Source organism: Chryseobacterium sp. GW821-FHT04C04, from assembly GCF_059420365.1.
In genome coordinates, this window is the sequence record NZ_JBWKTO010000005.1 from 305,765 (window position 1) to 324,916 (window position 19,152).

The window sequence follows — 19,152 nt, forward strand, 5'->3', positions numbered from 1 at the left end:
TTATTCAGGAACTTCTTTAATAATAAAAATGATGGGTGAAAAAATAAATAAAAGAACGATCGGTTTCAACAACAAAGCTGATCTCACTATCATGCCCAGGTTTCTCAGGATCAATCATCATTTCATAAACATATTGAATTTCTCCTTCAATATAGGTTTCTATTGCTAAATTAAGTTTCCAGGAATGCTGAAAATCTGTAATCTGCTGAAGCATCTTTTCCTGATCTGTCATTAGGATTTCTGAATTTTGCATTTCCCATTCATCGGAACCGGAAGCACCCATAGCAGCAATGATAAATGATGTAAAATCCGGGATATCCATTTTCTGTACCTTAATAAGGGTAAAAACAATTTCATCTCTATTAAAAATCACTTCTGTAATTTCATGCTTATAAATAAAAAAATCAGAAGCTCTTTCCTTTAATTTTTCTGTTAATATGGATCGGTCAAAAGGCATTTTTATTCTTTTAGCAAAATTAATTTTATATTTTAAATAGTTCCAATCCGTTTATGGGAGATCCATTATCTGTTTAAAATAAACATTATCTTCGTACAAAATTCAAAAATATGAAAAAAACACTATTCCTGGCTTCGGCTGTTCTTGTTCTCAATTCCTGTGTGGTAAGAACGGCTACAAAAGTGGTATCCGGAGCAGTCAGCTTAAGCTATAAAGCGGTAAAAGGTACTGTAAACGGAATCAGCTGGGCAGTAAGCAAAGCGAAGGGAAAAATTGATGAAGACCGTCTGGATGGCACCTGGAAAGTTGTAGGGGTTTATCGCGGTTCTTTTGAGGATTTTTCAAAGGATCAGAATCCTGATGGCTCATTTACTTCAGAATGTGCAGAAGGTTTTGACCAGATTGTTTTCAAGGCTAAAAAATCTAAATTCAAACCGGTACATTGCAGTACGCAGGATGAGGATTGGGTGAAATATTCTATGGAGTTTGGAAAAAATCCATCAACCAAAGAAAAGGAAAATTATATAGAATACAATTCCAACAACTATATTTCTGTTATTGATGTGAACAATAAAACAATGGTTCTGGAAGGAAACCTGATGCCTAAACTGGCATTTTCCGGGGCTAAACTGTACCTTCTGGAAAAAGTAAGATAAAAATTATAGAAAGCCTGCACTTAAAATACAGGCTTTTTTATTTCTTTTTTTGCTATGAATTCATGAATCCTTTTTTGTTTGTACAATGAATTATAATTATTGTGACGAGCAGATTTGGGCCAAAGACACTAGAAAGGATATAATATGGAAGGATGGGCTAAAACTCATCCCTATTGAATTCTTTATTATTTATTTTCTATTTCAACGATTTTCTTTCCTTCTTCGCCCAGATAATAAAGGACGAGCTTTTCATAGATTTTAGAGCCGTCATCGGTATTGGTAAAGATCACTATTCCTTTTCCTGATTTTGGCAGCACAAGAGTAATACAGCGCGTACCCTGGTCGGCCCCTCCATGGGATAAGACATACTCATCATTTCCCAGATCATACACCTCAAAACCTAATCCAAAATATTTATTATCTCTTATTTTCACCTGCTTTCTGATCATTTCTTTAAATACCTCAGGTTTCAGGCTTCCGCCTTTCATAATGTTGACCATAAAATTTCCTAAATCTTCTATCGTAGTGTGTAAATTATCAGCTGCATTTGCCATTTTGTTTTTTTCTATCGGATAAGGTTTACCTTCTTTATCATATCCGATTGCAAATCTTGATTCATCTGTATTTTGATCCCAGATATAATTGGTATCATTCATTTTGAGAGGTTTAAAAATCAATTCTTGGGCAAGCTGATCCAGCGATTTCCCAAATTTCTTTTCTAAAGCCTTCCTCAGGTATTCAAATCCTTCTCCTGAATATTGGTATTTCGTTCCGGGATCAAACTGAAAATGCAGCTTTTTGTCAGCATTCATCCATCTCCAGTTTGGAAAGCCTGTCTGATGGGTGAGAATCATTCTTGTCGTTAGTTTTTTATGCCTCGGATCATTAGCAAGATCCGGATCTATCCAGTACTGATCAAGAGGTTCATCCAGTTTCCATTTCCCTAAACTTACCAGATGCATTGTAACCATGGTGGTGATAGGTTTAGTAATAGACGCTACATTAAAATAGGTATTATAAGGGGCAGAAACTCCTTCTTTTATGTCCCCGAAAACTTTTACCTGCTTCAGCTCTCTTCCTTCAATAATTCCTAATCCTAATGTTGGAATTTTATTTTCTTTCAGCCAGTTTTCAATTGCCTGGTCATCTTCAAAAACATTGTCATCATCAATAGTCTTTTTCGCCTGATGGTCAAAACTGAATGATCTTTTCAGTTTCCATTCGCCATTCTCCTTAATCCATACATGCGTAAATTTAGCAGAACCTGTTAGTTTCTCTGGCTGATTAGTTTCTTTTTCATAAAACAGATGATTCCCATTTTGGATAACAGCGTATACCTGACCATCTTTGTACATGGGGTAGATCTCCGTACTTTTTTCCACCAAAGCTCTTCTGACTTTATAAGTTTTTGAAGGGCTGCACAAACCGTTTTTGAAGTCAATCATAAATTTCTTCTTATCAGAAAAGCCATCTTTATCGTGATAAAATTCAAGCTGGTCACTGAGTATATTTTCCATTTGTACCGCATTACACGTATTGAAACCTACTGAAAATAGTAGACTGTCTCTGGACATAATTGTTTTGTACAAAGGGTCTGTTTTTTCTATTTGGGCATTAAGGCTGCTGAAGAAAACGATAAAAAAAGTGAGTATAAAATGAGTATACTTTGTCATTGTTAATATTTTTGACAAAGGTTAGATTTTCATCTGCTATTTCTGCAAAAACCAACCCGACAAAAACCCGACAAAGCCCTGACAGGCTTATATCATACTGAAATTCAACCTGAAATACAGTTTTTTATGACGGTCTATTTCTGAGGCATTTCTAAGAATAATGAAGATATTTGAGAGTACAATCAGGATCATAATGATCAAAGTAGACTCTGGTCCCATCTTCAAAAAGATCCACAGCATAAATACAATGGGTGCCATAACCGTCCATACTATCTGTACGGAGATAATTTGTCTCGCCAGGCTATTTCTCTGCTTCATTTTGAACATCAGCAGAAGCGGAACCAGAATATTCAGAGGAGGTAATATCACAAACAGGAGTGATGAAAGATTGATTATTTTAATGAAAGAATAGTTGATGTTTTCTAATGCTTTGTCCTCTTCTTTCGATTCTGTCTTTACCTCACTTATTTCAGAAATTACAACGGTATCCTGTAGTACATTTTCCTGTATTTCCAATGCTTGTGCCAGCGCTCTAAGGGTATATCCTTTAGGGTCTGTCCCGGATTCTATCCGCTGAATGGTTCTTACAGAAATCTTTGATTTTTCTGATAATTCTTCCTGGGTCAGATTCTTTTGTTCTCTTATAGCTTTTAGCTTGGACATAATTTAGGATATTCGAAAAAATTTTGTTTTGCTAATTTACATTTTTCCGCTATTAAAAGCAGAAGATATTTTTCTTTCATCTGCTGATGCTGAAATTATTATTCATATAAAAAATAAGTGTATTTTTATTTAAAAATAACTTTCTATATTTCAAACATTTATAAACTATAACACCAGATCAGTTTATGGAAAACAGGGTATCTAAACCGGAAATCAGGAAAAACATTGCCACTTACCTTGTGCTTACCCTGATTTTCTGCCTGCCGGTATATTATATGTGTATCCATACAGGTAAACTTGGTGGCGGCATTATATCGTATGCCACAATTGTCATGTGGTGTCCCGCTATTGCTGCTCTCCTTACCTGCCGTATCCGGAAAATTCCTATTTCTTCTCTCGGCTGGAAATGGGGACTCACAAAATACCAGATCATGGCGTACTGCATTCCTATTCTTTACAGTTTGGTTCCTTACCTTATCATCTGGATCAGTGGAGCTGGCGGTTTTTATAATCATGAGTTTGTAGCAGAAGCTGGCAAAGGAATGGGGTGGAATCTTTCTGACAACCAAACGATCATTCTGTATGTTATTCTGATGAGCAGCTTTGGCATGGTTCGTTCGGTAGGATCTGCATTGGGCGAAGAAATAGGCTGGCGCGGCCTTCTTACTCCGCAATTGGCCAAAATCAATTCTTACACGGGCACTTCTCTTTGGATGGGTCTCATATGGGCTATCTATCATTATCCTCTTCTGCTTTTTTCCAATTATAATACCGGAGGTCCAAAATGGCTGGCTCTTTTATGTTTTACGGTCATGATATTTGCATCTTGTTTCATCTTCACCTGGTTAAGGTTAAAATCCGGGAGTTTATGGACAGGAGCTATTTTACATGCCAGCCACAACCTTTTTATACAGTCTATTTTCACACCGCTTACTGTGGATACGGGAAATACCAATTATTATATTGATGAGTTTGGGATTGCCCTGCCTATTGCAACCGCTATCGTTGCCTACTTTTTCTGGAGAAAGAGAAAAGAATTACCTGAAAAGGATACTGAAGATTCCCTTCTTTCCGCATAGCATTATTCATCAAAAAACAGCCTTCCGTGCAGAAGGCTGTTTTTTGAAATATCAGTGAAGTCAGTATTTTAATTAATCAGCAGAGTCCGGGCTTACTGTCTAATTGGCAATTTCCAACAGTTTTTTATAATCTTTTCTTTTCTGTGGGATGATGGGGTGGTACATAATTTCTTTGTCAATCCAGCGTTCAGGTTTTAAAAATGAGAGAATAAGCTCCATATCTTTGTCATTAAACCCTTCATAAAATCTGCTTTTTTCTTCTTTTGGTATGGGAGTTAAGGCTTTTTCATCTTTTCTACGCGGAGCGAAATGCGCCCCTGTATAATCTCTTTTTTCGTTTCTGAATTTTGCTTCTATATTAGGTTTAAGCTGCTGCTTCAGTTCTTTTATCTCATTTTCCGTTTTAGGTGTGGTCATTATTATTTTGTTGATCTCTTCACCTAATTCGTACTCAATTCTTTGATTGATGTCTTTTATTTTTTCCTGAAGAAATTTACCTGATCGTGTTGGTGGTTCACTCAGCAACAAACGTTCGTATCCGGTGGCATCTCCTCCTTTTTTAGTCTTACCTTCATTCTCCTTCTTCCAGGCAAGCATTCTGCCTCCGCTCTCACTGCCCTCTTCTTCCATGTACCTTACCGTGTATCCTAACATCGCCATCACTTCAAGGTTACCGCTTCTGAAGCCCAGATGCTTTACATGGGTGAAATTTTTCTCAAAATACTCATACAGCTTAAACTGCCCAAAACGGGTATTACCTCCCCATGCTAATAAAGATGGTGTTTTATCATCCCAAAATTCAGTGATATTGAATACTTTGGAAGGGTGAATATACCTTTTGACATCACTGACAATATCATCAAACTTAGATCCTCTCTCTTTCACATAGCCTTTATCTCCGGTAATAATAATTGCATCATACATCTCTGCTACTCTATAAATAATCTGCCTGATCCCTGTATAGCTGGTATCGTGTTCTATATGGATATCTCCCCCTTTTCCACTGAAACGGGACCATAAAATAAGTAAGTTGTTTCCACTGGTGGGTATTCCTTGTTGTTCCAGCCATTTTTTTATAGCGTCATCTTCATCGGTGTTGATATTGACCTCCCATCTTTCTTTTAGCTTAGCCCGTAAGGCCGGCGAGTATTTTCTGGCAATATAGTCTGTTCCATAATTCACTCCTTTAATATATCCCTTTCGCTGATACTTACGTGCTTCATCTTCTAATTTTTTCTTACCGGCTTTATCTCCCCTTAACTGTTTTACTTCTACAACATGTATTCTGTCCTCACCTATCCCGGAATCTCTATAGAATTTTTTTATAGAATCTGCTTTATCCGTATGGTCTTTGACCGTGCCGTCGCCTTTTGAAATGACAACATGAAGCTCCTCATCATCAATTAAAGCCGCGGCAATTCCAAACATATCACCGGTGGCATATCCGGGCTGGATAAGCACTTTAGGTTTAAATTCAGGTTTGGGGCCACGTTGACGTTCAGGTCTTGGTGCTGGTCTGCGAGCAGCAGCATCTGTATTGGAAACAGCTTCTTTGTCTTTTTTTCTATTTCTTATCATATCGTTTATTATAATACGTTAGGGAACAAATTTCAAGGTAAAGCTCCCGACAAAATAGAGGGGATCTACCCATTTTTAGAAATTCAGGGTTTCCCCTTATGGGCAGACAGTGTATTTGTGTATCATGCATTACTGATGATTAAATACACTTATATGTGCTGCTTTATTTTCCGATTCTATTATTGACTGATACGATGATGATCTAAAAATTTCACTCATAGGAGAATTCCCTTATTTTTTAAAATTCAGTTTTTTCCCTTAATGAAGATTTATTCCGTTTGATGAAATTTGTATCAGACAAAAGAGATCAACAGTCTCACAGTGAAAACCTAACCAGGAAATAATATAAGGTTGAGTTGAAACAAAGACTTTGAAAAAAGATGTTTGAAAATAAAAAATAATAGTAACCCATTAAAACCAGAATATGGCAGAAACAGTAAACACCCAGACTACAGATGCAGTAACGCAGACCAATGTTACCGTACTTGGTGAGTCTCCCGCACAGGCTATGAGTATGCTTTACCAGATGGCCACGCATGCCAGTGGAATTTCCATTCAGAATTCTGTGACAAACCAGCAGAACTTGAACCAGCTCAACCCTGCGATTGTTGCAGATGCCATTAAAATTTTAAAAGGATAATCTAAAACCTTACCATCATGAGTGAAAACAACAGTGAAACCCAACAATCCCAGGCAGCCAATGCTACCACTCCGGCGGAGAAAGCTGTAGTATTTGTGAACAGTGAGGTACTGGCTCCCCCTAAGGGTTCTCCAATGACCGGAGTAACGAAAGTAATGATAGAACAGTCTACAGGAATGATGGTTCAGGATTTACAGTCTTTTCTAAAAGGATTCGAGCAGGTAGGTCTTATCGCATTAAGCAGATTGGCTAATAATTTACTAACCTATGGAACGACTTTCGGGCCGGCTCCTGGAAGTAAAGAAACTTCTGTTCAGATGGCCGAGAATCTTCAGGGTCAGGATGCAGGAAAAGGAAATGAAATGATGAAAGACTTATTCAAAATGGTAAGTGAATATGCTGAAGTAAAGGCTAAAATTTCCAATACTATTTATAATGTCAACGCGCTTCCTGTCTCAGAAGCCCTTCCTTCTCCCCCATCCTATATGGAAGTAATCCCTGAGACTGAAGATCCTGAAAAAAAAAACGAGTAAATCCGGTTCCGGAAGAAGTCTCATCAGAAAAGGAAGGTATGAGAAAAAGCTTTATCACGGCTGATCATGGGGGAAAATTAGTATTAAAGTCAGTAAAATTGACACAGCCACTCGTAAAACCAGAGATTAAGGAAGCAGTAATTCCTTCAGTAGAAACTGAAGTTAACCAAAAGAAAAAAACAATAATAAGTCAACTCCTTGAAAAAATTAAAATAAATAAAAGATGAATTATTCTTCAACAACCAAACCCGCCAAAATTTTAAATCTAGAAAATCTAAATGATTTAAATGAACGACTTTATCTGACCCGAAGCAGTGATATTTCTTATTTTGACACAAAAAGTGCTGATGTCAAAAAGACGGAACATAATGCAGAGCGAGTTGTATTTAATCTTCAGACCTCAAACATTAATATTCAGCCTGCCATAAGACTAGTGAACTGCATCAACAGAGGAAATAAAAGATACAATCATTTCCAGTCTTTTGTAGTGGAACCTATAGATAGATCAACGGGAATTGCCGTCATCATGGTCAAGCTGGATGATCCGAAAGCTTTTTATTGTAATGTTAGAATTTTACCTTTTACAACCTTAAATGAAATTGCAGTTTCAGATCTTGATTCAAAACTTCTTACCATTAATCTTGAAAAGGCAAAATGGATTCTCAAAACAGATATCACGATCACTCCATCTGATACGGGAGAAGCTCAGTATTCTGTACATGATGTGGATGTAGCTGCTATTTCCGAATTGGTAAGCCAGGAAGAAATAATTGAATTAAAAAGAGAGCTGGAATTCCAGGCTTCTAAGCTGATTGCCCATTATTTCCAGGAAATCCTGAGTATTGTAGTGAATGAAAACCCTCCAAACAACGGCAGGCTTCCTGTGATTCCGGATGATTATATCCTTACCCTTCCTCCCAACCAGTTAAAAGAAATGTTGTCAGCCACTGCTATTTCAGCGTGTATTGCTTTGGAGATAACAGGTTATAATGTAGTAAAAGATATCAACCACGACTGGAAGGCTGCAGCTGCATTTATTAATTATCTGCTGTAAAGTAAACGTTTACTTTTTCAAACATTATAAAAAACAGTACTTATGCGCAGAAGAACCCGTAAGAGGGCACCCGCTCACAAACCTCCTGTACCCGTGACGGAACCAGAAATGGTAGAAAAAGAAATCATGCCTTTTGTATTAAGACATGAAGATGAAATTATCAGTTATATCAGAGACAAAGCTGTCAAAGAGACCATGAAGTCGCTGGCTCCTCTCCTGGAAAAGCTGGAAGAAGCCGTAAAACAGCAGGAATCTGCTCAGACTCAGATTGCCGCACAAGCTCCTCCTGAAACCCCTGTGATGAACTATGAAGAACAGCTGAAAAAGCTTCAGGAAGCATCATCAGCAAAAGTAAAAGAGAAGGAACTCAAAATCATGGACCGAATGAATAAACTGAATGCCCGATTTGGCAATATCCGACCTTAAAAACATCAAAATCAATATATGGACGAAATTAATGTAATCATTACAGGAATGTCTACCGCCGTACCTCAGGCTATTTCCACACAGGTAAGTGCTCATTCTACCGGACAGATGCAGATCAATTCTGCATTAAATCAACAACGCAACGCCATGACCGGGATCACCAATTATGTCATGGGCGTAAAAAAGATGAGTCCAAAAAATATAAAGCTCAAGCAGCTCGGGACATTTAAAAAAGAACGTTTTTAATCTAAGTCTCTAACAACTACGGATGCGGTTTATTTCCCTGCAAAGATGAAATCTGGTGCCCTCAATATAATACAATCAGGTCAACATTTATTTTGCACCGTTTTTCAGATGCCGTCAATGTACAAAAGCAATTATTCAGAATCCATATTTAGCCCAAAGGAATCCGACATTGCCGGCATACCTGCAGCAGGAATTTATTTTTAAGACAGATATTAAAATAGAAACCGCATCCTTTTATCCAAAAAAAAATATGCTTTAAACTCGCGCAGATTTTACAGATAGGGTTTCAACCATTGTATTCAGAGCCACCCTTCAAGTCTAATTTATTCATAACCTGTCAATACCAATGCCTTTGAAATGTATTCATCTGGAGGATCTGTGGTGAGTTTAAAAGATAGAACATAAAACTAGTTTACCTCAATAATTATTAACCGAGATCAGATCTCAAAAAAAACAATTACAATTATGCCAGTTAATGAACAAATCACAGACGCAGTAACGCAATCTAACGTGAAAGTAGTAGGAGAATCTCCTGCAATGGCTCTAGCCAACGTGTACCAATCTGCTGCACATTCTACAGGAATCATGTTTGAAAATGCAGTAAACGCACAAAACCAACAGAACATTCTGGGTCAGGCAGCAACTACTCAGGGTATTCTGCAGATCTACAGCCTGGATACGGTAGCAGATGCGGTTTCTATCGCTAAGATTCTTAAGCCGTAGTCTTTACACTTTTTGAGAAAAAAGTAATTCTCTCAGCCGGATAATCCGGTCGTTTTTTAACCCAAATAAACAATAATCATTATGCCAGTTAACGAACAAATCACAGATGCAGTAACACAGTCTAATGTAAAGGTAGTAGCAGAATCTCCTGCAATGGCTATCGCTAACGTGTACCAATCTGCTGCACATTCTACAGGAATCATGTTTGAAAATGCGATGAACAACCAAAATCAACACAACATCGTTACACAAGCAGCCACTACGCAGGGTATTTCTCAAATCTACAGTAAAGATACCATAGCGGATGCCATCTCAATTGCTAAAATTCTTAAACCTTAATCCATTTTGCATACCGCAGAATACAACCTATTTTAAAGCCGGAACACCCGGTTATTTTAACCCAAATAAACAATAATCATTATGCCAGTAAACGAAAAAATCACAGACGCAGTAACACAATCAAACGTAAAAGTAGTAGCAGAATCTCCTGCAATGGCTTTAGCTAACGTGTATCAATCTGCTGCACATTCTACAGGAATCATGTTTGAAAATGCAGTGAATACACAAAACCAACAGAATATTGTCTCTCAGGCAGCTACTACACAGGGTATCACTCAGATCTACAGTCTGGATACCATTGCAGATGCTGTTTCTATGGCTAAAATCCTTAATCCTTAATCCATTTTTGCGAACAGCTGAATTCCATTTTCCGAACAACCGGATTTTCCGGTTGTTTTTTAACCCCAATAAACAATAATCATTATGCCAGTAAACGAACAAATCACAGACGCAGTAACACAGTCGAACGTAAAGGTAGTTGCAGAATCTCCTGCAGTAGCTTTAAGCAACGTATATCAGACAGCAGCCCATTCTACAGGAATCATGTTTGAAAATGCGGTGAGCGCACAAAACCAACAGAATGTTGTCACTCAGGCAGCTACTACACAGGGTATCGCACAGATCTACAGTCTGGATACCATTGCAGATGCTGTTTCTATGGCTAAAATTCTTAATCCGTAATCCACTTTTGCGGACCTCTTTAAAACTATTATTCAAACCACCGGAAAATCCGGTTATTTTTAAACCCAATAAACAATAATCATTATGCCAGTAAACGAACAAATCACAGACGCAGTAACACAGTCGAACGTAAAAGTAGTAGCAGAATCTCCTGCTATGGCTTTAAGTAACGTATATCAATCTGCTGCACATTCTACAGGAATCATGTTTGAAAATGCAGTGAATGCACAAAACCAACAAAACATTCTAGGTCAGGCAGCGACTACTCAGGGTATTCTGCAGATCTATAGCCTGGATACCGTAGCAGATGCAGTTTCTATTGCTAAAGTATTGAATCCTAAATTATAGTGTATTTTTAGATTTCTTGTTATCAGGGAGTACAATCATGTGCTCCCTGATTCTTTTTTGGATAGAAACTATTTATCAAATAATACAATTTCGTTGGGATCTATCACCTTGTTTTGTACAGCGTAAATAACAAGTCCTGCCATATTTTTCACTCCAGTTTTAATCATAAGATTGGTCTTATGCGTTTCTACGGTTTTGGGTGAGATAAAAAGAGAATCTGCAATTTCCTTGGTGCTCAGCTGCTGGCATACCAGTCGTAAAACATCTATTTCTCTTTCGGTGAGCTCATTCCTGGAAAAAGCGTGAAATTCCGGAAGTTTATTGGAAAGCTGGGTTCTCATGACATCAATCTGATCGTTGGAAAAATAATGTCCGGTATGATGAACGGTTTTGATGACCGCCAGGAGTTTCTCCAGTTCAATTTCTTTAGATAAAAAAGCATGGGCTCCCATTTTCAGCATTTGCCCCATAAATGAACGGCGGTAGAAGCTGGAAAGAATAATGATTTTTGTTTCTTTTTCTTTTTTACCAAGTTCGGCCATTACTTCAAGGCCGTCACCATTCGTCATTCTCAGATCCAGGATCAGAATATCTAAAGCCACAGAATCCTGCTCTGTGAGAAACTGATGTCCACCTGTAGAAGTCAGGACAACCTGATAGTCACTGCTATTGTCGATATAATTTTTCAAAAGCTGTACAAACAGCAGATCATCATCTACAATTCCGATTTTAATTTTTGAGTGTTCCATGTTTATTTTTTTATTGTATTGCCATACAGGCAATGAATTTTGTGCCTTTCTCAGGCTGGGTTTTAAGTTTATAAATGGCTTTAATTTTTTGTGCTCTTGACTGAATATTCCTCAGACCAATGCCTCCTGATTGGGTTTCTACGATAAACCCACGGCCGTTATCTTCTATGGTCAGCATTAGATAGTTCAGAGATATTCTTAAGGATACGTCTACTCTGGTTGCTTCAGCATGTTTCAGAATATTGGTGATCAGTTCCTGTACGATTCTGAAAAGATTCAGTTTTACAGGGCTGCTGATGGGTATTTGTATGGTGATATGCCGGAAGATGACTTCTATATTTTTATTAACCTGTTCAAGATAATCTGCAATCAAATCTGCCAACTCAATCTCCTCCAGATCAGGTGGTGTAAGATTATGGGATAGCTCGCGTATCAGCTGCATCGATTTTTTTAAATCACGATTAAGCTCTTCGGGATTTTTATCATTAAGATTCAGACGGATGAGATTCAACTGTGAGATGATATTATCATGAAGTTCTTCTGCCAGACGTTCCCTGTCCTGTTCCTGTAAAAGCAGCATATTCTCCCAATGTTCATTTTTTGTATTTCGGACCATCCGGGAGACTTTCTGTTTGTTTTTCCTGATGTTTTTTAAATAACTAATCACCAATAACGTAATGAATACCGTTGTTAAAGAAAATAGTCCAATACCGATCCATATCCATACAACTATCTGATCCTGATTTTCCCAACGCCACATCCCAGATTAATAAAAGAAATATAAAAAGACAATAGCAGGATGCCTCTGAAAAGCCAGATAGGGGCTACCCAATTCAGGTGGTTGCTGATTAAAAAATTAAAGGTAGTGGATATGAGGCATTCAATAGAAAAAAACAGGAAAACAATGATGTTTACAACAAACATATCTCTATCTGTCCTGCCTTCCCTGATGATTTTCATAAAATAAGAGGCCGCATAGCTACAAATTATAATGCTGGTGATAATATTGGAATAAAAGGTAACCTGCATATCATTTTGCACATACAGCACATTCGTAATCAGGGTTAATATGGCGTAACAATAGATCATCCATCTTACCTCACGGGAAAGCTGGATATAGTAATTGCTATAGATCACCGTAAGAATCATCAAACCAAAAAACTGGCTCAATGTATAGTTGTAGGTATTGAGTGTATTTAATTTCATCAGCCGTCCAGCCAAATCAGACAGCTCCAGCATGAATTCTCCTGAAAGAAGCACAATCACAGGAAGTTTTGATTTTATCCCTTCTTTTACCAATATAATCAGCCCTGTACATAAAACGAGATTAATAATAATCTGTAAATACAGGGATAAACTGTTATACGAAAACACGGGTGCTTTGCTTCAGAAGTTGATAATCATTAAGAGTATCAATAATGGTAAAAGGAGGTCTTGGAGTAGAATAATTTTCTGCGGTCTCACTCATATGATTAATAGCCAGACTTTTCACTGTAATAATTTCGATATGATAGGGGAAATCCGGATCCTTTTTTTCCAGATCATCTGTAAGCCCAAAGAAACTGGTACACGTCTGCGCTCCTGTAATCTCCATATTTTCATAATCTGAAAACGGTATGGAAATCAACTGAAAGATATCTTCTGTCTTCTGAGACTGCAGCCACGAAGTACCAAACATATTCCATCTGAAGTTTCGGTTAATGGCGGATTCTGAAGTAATCGGAGGAACCTCAACCACAATTTCATTGTTGCTTTCTATTTTTGACTCACTAAAATCACGTAAAAAATCTTTGATAAGGATGGTATTGAAGTTGGCATCTTTATCACTTTTAGAATCAATCAGGAAAAATTTCAGCTGGCCATCATGAATGCCTACATAGGCATGAATCATTTTCGGCTCTGCAGTTTCAAGATTTTTTTTCCATTGTTCAATGTCTTCACCTGAAACGCTGAAGTGAGTTCCCTGATTCAAGGAATTCAAAATTTCTGCTCCATTCATATCAATTCCATTTTTGTAAGAATCAATAAGATTTTTCCATTTTCTGATAGCTTCAAAGATGTTTTCAGTAGTCATGATAATATTTATTTGTGAATGATAATTATTTTATGTGTTGAAATTTACAAAAAAAACAGACTGATATTTATTTTTAAATCACATTCAAGTGGAAAATGAATTTTAATTGAATAAAAATGAATTTTTCTTTTGTTTTTCATAAAATTAAATCAGAAACACCCCGTATCTTTGCACCGGAAACCTTCTCATTTAAATCAATACTGTCATGATTCCATTCCACGAGCTTCTATTTTTCATTCTGGCTGCGCTCATTTTAGTGATCAGCCCCGGTCCTAATATGATTTATCTGATTTCAAAATCCATCACACAAGGAAAAAAGTCTGGGTTTATCTCGTTAGCCGGAGTCGTATGCGGATTTTTATTTCATATCATCATGGTTTCTTTTGGTCTGACCGCTGTTTTGCTGGCGGTACCATTGGCTTATACTATTCTTAAAACACTGGGAACTGTCTATCTTTTATACCTTGCTTATCAGGCTATAAACCCCAAGAGCAGGAATATCTTTGATGTTGATAAGAATGTTGCTCACGACAGTCCCAAAAAGCTTTTCACCATTGGTTTTTTAACGAATGTATTAAATCCAAAAGTGGCCGTATTTTATCTGTCCTTCTTTCCTCAGTTCATCAAACCTGAGTATGGGTCTGTATTCACGCAAAGCCTGGAATTGGGAGTCATTCAGGTTTTGATCAGCTTCAGCATCAATTTTATCATTGTATTAACTGCTGCAAAAGTGGCATTATTCTTTTCTAATAATCCGGTCTGGATAAAAATTCAGAAATGGTTTATGGCCAGCGTATTAACTTATTTAGCGATAAAAATGGCATTTTCAAAAGCAAAATAAAATCCGGAACAGGTTTCATGCTGTTCCGAATTCTGAAGTATATTCATATAAAAACGTCATCTAAGGGGACCGTTATGATATGTCCGGCAAATTTGAGATTAATATGTCGAATGTAAAACCGTGAAAATACGTAATTTTGCCATTAAGTATTTCTTCTAATCAGAATATAGATTATATTTTCTGTGCCTTCTTTTATAGTACTTAAAGATGAAACATACAATTCCAACTTATGATTTGAGTGGTATTTCCCACCATAGATTCCATGTCAGAAGAATGGATAAAAATACCCAGGATGCTGAAGACATTCTATTAGACAAAGGAATACACAGAGACAGTCATTACATTTTCACCTGTATGGAAAGCGGACATGTGAAAATGATGGTAGATTTTAAAATCATTGAAAAAAAAGGGTCTACTATTTTCTGTGTATTGCCGGGTCAGGTACATCAGGGCTTATTGATGAAGGAGGTTTGCGGATGGTTCGTAGCCGTTAAAGCAGAACTTGTACCCGATGTGGTACGTTCTTTTTTTCAAGAATCGATGGTTGAAATACAACCTCTCACCATTGACAAAGATATTATCAAAAAACTCAATACAGCAGCCGGTTTACTTCATGACTCTTATACTCATGAAATGCTTTCCTCTAAAGAAGGATTTCTGGTAACTCAATCTTTGCTTAATGCATTTCTGGGAATGTTTGCTCTACTATATTCTCAAAAGAATATTACTCAGGCTTCTAACGAAAGCCGTTCTTTACAGATATCAAGAGCATTTAGGAATTTGGTACGAAAAGAATTCAAAACCTTGAAAAGTCCATCAGACTATGCTGAAATTTTAAATATTACAAGAGGATATCTGACAGAAACTGTCCGCGAAGCAACAGGAAAACCTGCGCAGCACTGGATTCATCAGGAAATTTTAATCGAAGCCAAAAGACTATTGGTTTTTACGGATCTGAGCATAAAAGAAGTTGCCTACGAGCTGGGATATAGTGACCATACTTACTTCAGCCGTTTGTTTTCTAAACTGGAAGATCAATCTCCGTCGGCATTTCGGGATGAAAATAAAAAATAACAACTCAACCACGAATAGTCCAATCAATTCCCCGAAACCGCTATCGGTATTTTCTGATTTTGCAACGTCCTTTGCAATAAAAATAATTTATGCCAAGCCTACCAAAATGGATCAATGACACTGTAGAAAATGTTTGGTCCTCAAAATTTAAAGACTGTACCGTTACCCATATAGAAAAAATCACAAACGATCTTCGCCTGATACGCTTTGAAACAGATCTGCAAGACGTTCCCTATGAGCCTGCTTATGCCATAGGAATAAGAATCAATGACAGGGATTTCCGTAATTATTCTCCTTTCAACTTCAACAGGGAAATGGGGACTTTCGATGTGTTATTTCATCTTCATGATGCCCATGCAGCAGGGAGTCATTTTATAACCAATCTATCTGCCGGAGATTCTATAAAACTTTTAATGCCCAGAGGAAAACAATTCTTTATTCCCAACGCCAAAATTCATTTTTCTGTAGGGGATGAAACTTCATTGGGAAGTTCTCTTTCCATCAAAGAAGCTGTGGAGGAATATGGTTCGTTATTTATATGCCTTCACGAACTGGAAGAAACTTCTGCTTTGGAAAAACTGAATCTCTATGGTTATCATTGTCCTAAAAATAATACGATGAAAATGATAGAAGCTCTCAACGATTTTCTTCGGGAGGAAAAAGAGACCATCTACGATGATGAAGTCATTTTTTACCTTACCGGAAACGGAGAAAGGATGTCTCTGATTAGAAAATTTCTTAAGGCTAAAGGAGTTTCTGCCCGATGCATAAAATCTCAGGCATATTGGATTGAAGGGAAGAAGGGTTTGTAAAAAGTGAAAAACATCAACTTTTCTCTCCAAATAATGAAACGCTGTCCGACAATAAGAAAGAAAATTATTGCCGGATATCGTTTTCATTATATATTTTTGGGAAGAATTTCTTTTGGATTATTTCTGCTTCTTACCTAATGCTTTCACTTTTTTCAGCCAGTGATCACGCTGCTCTTCTTTAGAATTTCTGATGATTCCAATATAAGTTACTTTCACGGGTTTTACCCCACAGTATTCAAGTATCGATTTCTTAAGCTGATTCACACTGGGTCTGCCAAAAAACAAACGATAATACCATCCCGGCTGGTCTAATGTGGTCAGAATATGGGCTGTTTTTCCTTTTAAAAGCTTATCCCACCACACAGAATTCTCCCGGTATTTGTAAGCCATTCCCGGTAAAAAAAGACGGTCTATAAATCCTTTCATTATCGCAGGAAATCCGCCCCACCAGACAGGATGTATCCAAACCAGATGATCTGCCCACTGAATGATTTCCCAGGCTTTTAACAAATCCGGTTCAAGTTCCATTCTTTTCTGGTATCCAAACTGAAGATTAGGATTGAATTTTAAATCCTTTATGACAATTTCTCTTACTTCGGCTCCTGTTTCTATGGCTCCCGCTCTGTACGCTTTTGCCACTCCAAAGTTGAAAGAATCTCTGTTGGGATGCCCGTTGATAATTGCTATTTTCTTCATTGTGTTACATTGATATTAATAGAATCATAAGCATGAAGCTGTGCTAGTAATGATGAGGGCTCATGCAGCTGATGGCTGAAATACACCTTATTTTCATGAGGATTTCTAAAGAGTTCTTCCGCGTGCAGAACCGCAGATAAAGCAGTCAGTTCTGCCTGACCTTTTACACTCTGCAAGCTCAATTTTTTTTGTCCGGACTGATTGTCGATTACAATTTCAAAGACAGCCTGATCCCCGTTTCCACTTGATCCAAAAATCATTTTTCTTTCCTTTAAAGATAAAATATTGTAAATTCTTAAGTATTGAAATGTCCCAAGCAGCCAGGTAATGAATTTTGAATTATAAGTCATTTTCACACTTACATCGGAAATTCGTTCTACCTTATTGAGTATATACAGATCAGGCACGTCAAAATTATAGGCATTTCTCTTTCCTATTCCAAAGGAAAAGTGAAAGTCTTCCGTATCTAAAAAATGTCTGATAGAAATGGGTGTATCATTCTTATAATGTACAAAAGGAACGGCTACATTTTCTGCCATAAAGTGAGCAGAACTCTCTCCTGCCAGATCTTTCACTGAATAATATACAAAGAGCTTCACTTCATTAATATCTCCTGAATCCGAAAGGACATTCACCAATCCCGGAACAATCCCGCCCATCCAGCCGGAGCTGAAGACAATCCTGCTCTCTACCTCTGCTTTTCCGGCAATATGATACGCTTTTACCAAAGCCGGGGTAGGTTTTGTAATATCTAGATAATCTATTTTGTGATCGATAGCGAAACGAAGAATGTGATCTTCTTTATCATTCACAGAAAGAATGATGAGGTTTATTTTTTTATCAGAAATGACTTTAAACGAAGAGGGATCTGTAACATCAATCTTCAGATCTTTATCTGTTTTACCTCCTTTTCTTCCCCCAATAAAAATAGTGACATGAGGGTTTCTTGACTGCAATATTCTTGCAATCGTTTTGCCTACCAATCCGTTTCCTCCAATAATCAGAATATTCTGCTCCATAATTTTTTTTAACAAAAGTAGAGCGCTCCTATTCCAATCAACAGGACAAATGTCTAAAAAGTAATTTTCTTCCGGATCCGGCTCAAATGCCGCTGTGTAATTCCGAGGTAAGAGGATAAATACTGCAGTGGAATTTTCTGGATATAGTCGGGATAGTTTTTAATAAGCGTAGTATATCGTTGTGTGGCTGTGTCTCTTTGCAGCTGGAAAAATCTATTTTCAAGCTCAAGATATTCCTGCTCGGCAATGATTTTCAAAAATTTGGTCCAGTTCAGATTATCCTGAATAAGGGTATCCATCTTTTCTTTTTTCAGAATCATCAGCTCTGCATCATTGATGGCCTGCATATTTTCTTTACTGAGACATCCTGAAATAAATGATGAGTAGGCAGCAATCATGGTATTGGGAAACCTGAAACAATAGGTCATATCTTTCCCATCATCAGAAATATAGAAAGACCTGAAAATTCCGGATTTTATAAATCCCACTTCCCGGCACCGCTCGCCTTCCCGTATGAAATAGTCATTTTTATCTACTTTCCTGATTTCGAAAAGCTGCAATAACTCTTCAATTTCATCTTCTGAAAACAGATTAAAGCTTCGAAAATAATCATGTACCATCATTCTTGACATTAGGGAATTCTAATAAACCACGAAAATAAATAAAAAGAATAGAGACAGCATTCTTTATCAACGTAAAATTTTAATTTTTGTAAGGTTTTTATTTAAAAGAAAGCAAAGGTGGAGGCTGTCTCAAAAGTCAAATAATTTGGCTTTTGTCATTCTGAAAGA

Annotated in this window: 27 protein-coding genes; 16 read left to right on the plus strand and 11 right to left on the minus strand. The window is 37.2% G+C overall.

The window, feature by feature from the left end; translation table 11 throughout:
• Positions 1-16 precede the first annotated feature (16 nt).
• Complete coding sequence (locus AC07UM_RS18160) at positions 17-457, minus strand: hypothetical protein (protein WP_494681469.1); 441 nt, start codon at positions 455-457, stop codon at positions 17-19.
• 110 nt (positions 458-567) lie between these two features.
• Between AC07UM_RS18160 and AC07UM_RS18165 the strand changes: the two genes are divergently transcribed.
• On the plus strand, positions 568-1,113 hold the full coding sequence (locus tag AC07UM_RS18165) for a hypothetical protein (RefSeq protein WP_494681470.1): 546 nt from the start codon (positions 568-570) through the stop codon (positions 1,111-1,113).
• A gap of 185 nt (positions 1,114-1,298) precedes the next feature.
• Here AC07UM_RS18165 and AC07UM_RS18170 read toward each other — a convergent pair whose 3' ends face one another.
• The gene (locus AC07UM_RS18170) at positions 1,299-2,786 is read right to left on the minus strand and encodes a serine hydrolase domain-containing protein (protein ID WP_494681471.1); all 1,488 of its coding nucleotides are present in this window, start codon (positions 2,784-2,786) and stop codon (positions 1,299-1,301) included.
• Between the two features lie 87 nt (positions 2,787-2,873).
• Positions 2,874-3,449 (minus strand): helix-turn-helix domain-containing protein, encoded by a 576-nt coding sequence (locus AC07UM_RS18175; RefSeq protein ID WP_494681472.1) that lies wholly within the window; start codon positions 3,447-3,449, stop codon positions 2,874-2,876.
• Positions 3,450-3,634: 185 nt separating this feature from the next.
• Here AC07UM_RS18175 and AC07UM_RS18180 point away from each other — a divergent pair, with 185 nt between their 5' ends.
• A complete protein-coding gene (locus AC07UM_RS18180; RefSeq protein WP_494681473.1) occupies positions 3,635-4,528 on the plus strand; it encodes a CPBP family intramembrane glutamic endopeptidase in 894 nt (297 codons plus the stop codon).
• Positions 4,529-4,627: 99 nt separating this feature from the next.
• Here AC07UM_RS18180 and AC07UM_RS18185 read toward each other — a convergent pair whose 3' ends face one another.
• Entirely contained in the window at positions 4,628-6,106 is a 1,479-nt protein-coding gene (locus tag AC07UM_RS18185; protein WP_494681474.1) for a hypothetical protein, read from the minus strand.
• 424 nt (positions 6,107-6,530) lie between these two features.
• Between AC07UM_RS18185 and AC07UM_RS18190 the strand changes: the two genes are divergently transcribed.
• From AC07UM_RS18190 to AC07UM_RS18240, 11 genes are all read left to right on the plus strand, one after another.
• The gene (locus AC07UM_RS18190; RefSeq protein WP_034697211.1) at positions 6,531-6,746 is read left to right on the plus strand and encodes a RebB family R body protein; all 216 of its coding nucleotides are present in this window, start codon (positions 6,531-6,533) and stop codon (positions 6,744-6,746) included.
• 17 nt (positions 6,747-6,763) lie between these two features.
• Entirely contained in the window at positions 6,764-7,279 is a 516-nt protein-coding gene (locus AC07UM_RS18195) for a hypothetical protein (protein WP_494681475.1), read from the plus strand.
• A 38-nt stretch (positions 7,280-7,317) separates the two neighbouring features.
• On the plus strand, positions 7,318-7,506 hold the full coding sequence (locus AC07UM_RS18200; protein WP_494681476.1) for a hypothetical protein: 189 nt from the start codon (positions 7,318-7,320) through the stop codon (positions 7,504-7,506).
• Positions 7,503-8,333 (plus strand): hypothetical protein, encoded by an 831-nt coding sequence (locus AC07UM_RS18205; RefSeq protein ID WP_494681477.1) that lies wholly within the window; start codon positions 7,503-7,505, stop codon positions 8,331-8,333. Before AC07UM_RS18200 ends, AC07UM_RS18205 begins: the two co-directional genes overlap by 4 nt.
• Before the next feature lie 42 nt (positions 8,334-8,375).
• Entirely contained in the window at positions 8,376-8,759 is a 384-nt protein-coding gene (locus AC07UM_RS18210; RefSeq protein ID WP_494681478.1) for a hypothetical protein, read from the plus strand.
• 18 nt (positions 8,760-8,777) lie between these two features.
• Positions 8,778-9,005 (plus strand): RebB family R body protein, encoded by a 228-nt coding sequence (locus AC07UM_RS18215; RefSeq protein WP_124533677.1) that lies wholly within the window; start codon positions 8,778-8,780, stop codon positions 9,003-9,005.
• Between the two features lie 465 nt (positions 9,006-9,470).
• Positions 9,471-9,728 carry a RebB family R body protein gene (locus AC07UM_RS18220; RefSeq protein ID WP_047378383.1) on the plus strand — a complete coding sequence of 86 codons (258 nt, stop codon included), beginning with the start codon at positions 9,471-9,473 and terminating at the stop codon, positions 9,726-9,728.
• 81 nt (positions 9,729-9,809) lie between these two features.
• Entirely contained in the window at positions 9,810-10,067 is a 258-nt protein-coding gene (locus AC07UM_RS18225; protein ID WP_394337093.1) for a RebB family R body protein, read from the plus strand.
• A gap of 81 nt (positions 10,068-10,148) precedes the next feature.
• Positions 10,149-10,406 carry a RebB family R body protein gene (locus AC07UM_RS18230; protein ID WP_047378385.1) on the plus strand — a complete coding sequence of 86 codons (258 nt, stop codon included), beginning with the start codon at positions 10,149-10,151 and terminating at the stop codon, positions 10,404-10,406.
• Between the two features lie 84 nt (positions 10,407-10,490).
• Positions 10,491-10,748, plus strand: a complete 258-nt coding sequence (locus AC07UM_RS18235; RefSeq protein ID WP_103232200.1) for a RebB family R body protein — start codon at positions 10,491-10,493, stop codon at positions 10,746-10,748.
• 84 nt (positions 10,749-10,832) lie between these two features.
• The gene (locus AC07UM_RS18240) at positions 10,833-11,096 is read left to right on the plus strand and encodes a RebB family R body protein (protein ID WP_047378387.1); all 264 of its coding nucleotides are present in this window, start codon (positions 10,833-10,835) and stop codon (positions 11,094-11,096) included.
• A gap of 68 nt (positions 11,097-11,164) precedes the next feature.
• On the opposite strand, the gene AC07UM_RS18245 is transcribed toward AC07UM_RS18240, so the two are convergent.
• The 4 genes from AC07UM_RS18245 to AC07UM_RS18260 form a co-directional block, all read right to left on the minus strand.
• Positions 11,165-11,845, minus strand: a complete 681-nt coding sequence (locus AC07UM_RS18245) for a response regulator transcription factor (RefSeq protein WP_494681479.1) — start codon at positions 11,843-11,845, stop codon at positions 11,165-11,167.
• A 10-nt stretch (positions 11,846-11,855) separates the two neighbouring features.
• A complete protein-coding gene (locus AC07UM_RS18250) occupies positions 11,856-12,461 on the minus strand; it encodes a sensor histidine kinase (protein WP_494681480.1) in 606 nt (201 codons plus the stop codon).
• Positions 12,462-12,574: 113 nt separating this feature from the next.
• Entirely contained in the window at positions 12,575-13,219 is a 645-nt protein-coding gene (locus AC07UM_RS18255) for a hypothetical protein (RefSeq protein ID WP_494681481.1), read from the minus strand.
• The gene (locus tag AC07UM_RS18260; protein ID WP_494681482.1) at positions 13,206-13,919 is read right to left on the minus strand and encodes a hypothetical protein; all 714 of its coding nucleotides are present in this window, start codon (positions 13,917-13,919) and stop codon (positions 13,206-13,208) included. The genes AC07UM_RS18255 and AC07UM_RS18260 overlap by 14 nt, the downstream gene beginning before the upstream one ends.
• Positions 13,920-14,124: 205 nt before the next feature.
• Between AC07UM_RS18260 and AC07UM_RS18265 the strand changes: the two genes are divergently transcribed.
• The 3 genes from AC07UM_RS18265 (at position 14,125) to AC07UM_RS18275 (ending at position 16,646) form a co-directional block, all read left to right on the plus strand.
• On the plus strand, positions 14,125-14,760 hold the full coding sequence (locus AC07UM_RS18265; protein WP_494681483.1) for a LysE family translocator: 636 nt from the start codon (positions 14,125-14,127) through the stop codon (positions 14,758-14,760).
• A 207-nt stretch (positions 14,761-14,967) separates the two neighbouring features.
• Entirely contained in the window at positions 14,968-15,834 is an 867-nt protein-coding gene (locus tag AC07UM_RS18270) for a helix-turn-helix domain-containing protein (RefSeq protein ID WP_494681484.1), read from the plus strand.
• A gap of 89 nt (positions 15,835-15,923) precedes the next feature.
• The gene (locus AC07UM_RS18275) at positions 15,924-16,646 is read left to right on the plus strand and encodes an FAD-binding oxidoreductase (protein ID WP_494681485.1); all 723 of its coding nucleotides are present in this window, start codon (positions 15,924-15,926) and stop codon (positions 16,644-16,646) included.
• 117 nt (positions 16,647-16,763) lie between these two features.
• Here AC07UM_RS18275 and AC07UM_RS18280 read toward each other — a convergent pair whose 3' ends face one another.
• Genes AC07UM_RS18280 through AC07UM_RS18290 form a run of 3 tightly spaced genes read right to left on the minus strand, consistent with a single transcriptional unit; the run spans position 16,764 to position 18,981 of the window.
• Entirely contained in the window at positions 16,764-17,342 is a 579-nt protein-coding gene (locus AC07UM_RS18280) for an NAD(P)H-dependent oxidoreductase (protein WP_494681486.1), read from the minus strand.
• Positions 17,339-18,361: a saccharopine dehydrogenase family protein gene (locus AC07UM_RS18285; protein WP_494681487.1), complete on the minus strand. Its 1,023-nt coding sequence runs from the start codon at positions 18,359-18,361 to the stop codon at positions 17,339-17,341. Before AC07UM_RS18285 ends, AC07UM_RS18280 begins: the two co-directional genes overlap by 4 nt.
• A gap of 53 nt (positions 18,362-18,414) precedes the next feature.
• Positions 18,415-18,981, minus strand: coding sequence for a Crp/Fnr family transcriptional regulator (locus tag AC07UM_RS18290; protein WP_494682284.1), 567 nt, complete (start codon positions 18,979-18,981; stop codon positions 18,415-18,417).
• Positions 18,982-19,152: the final 171 nt, after the last annotated feature.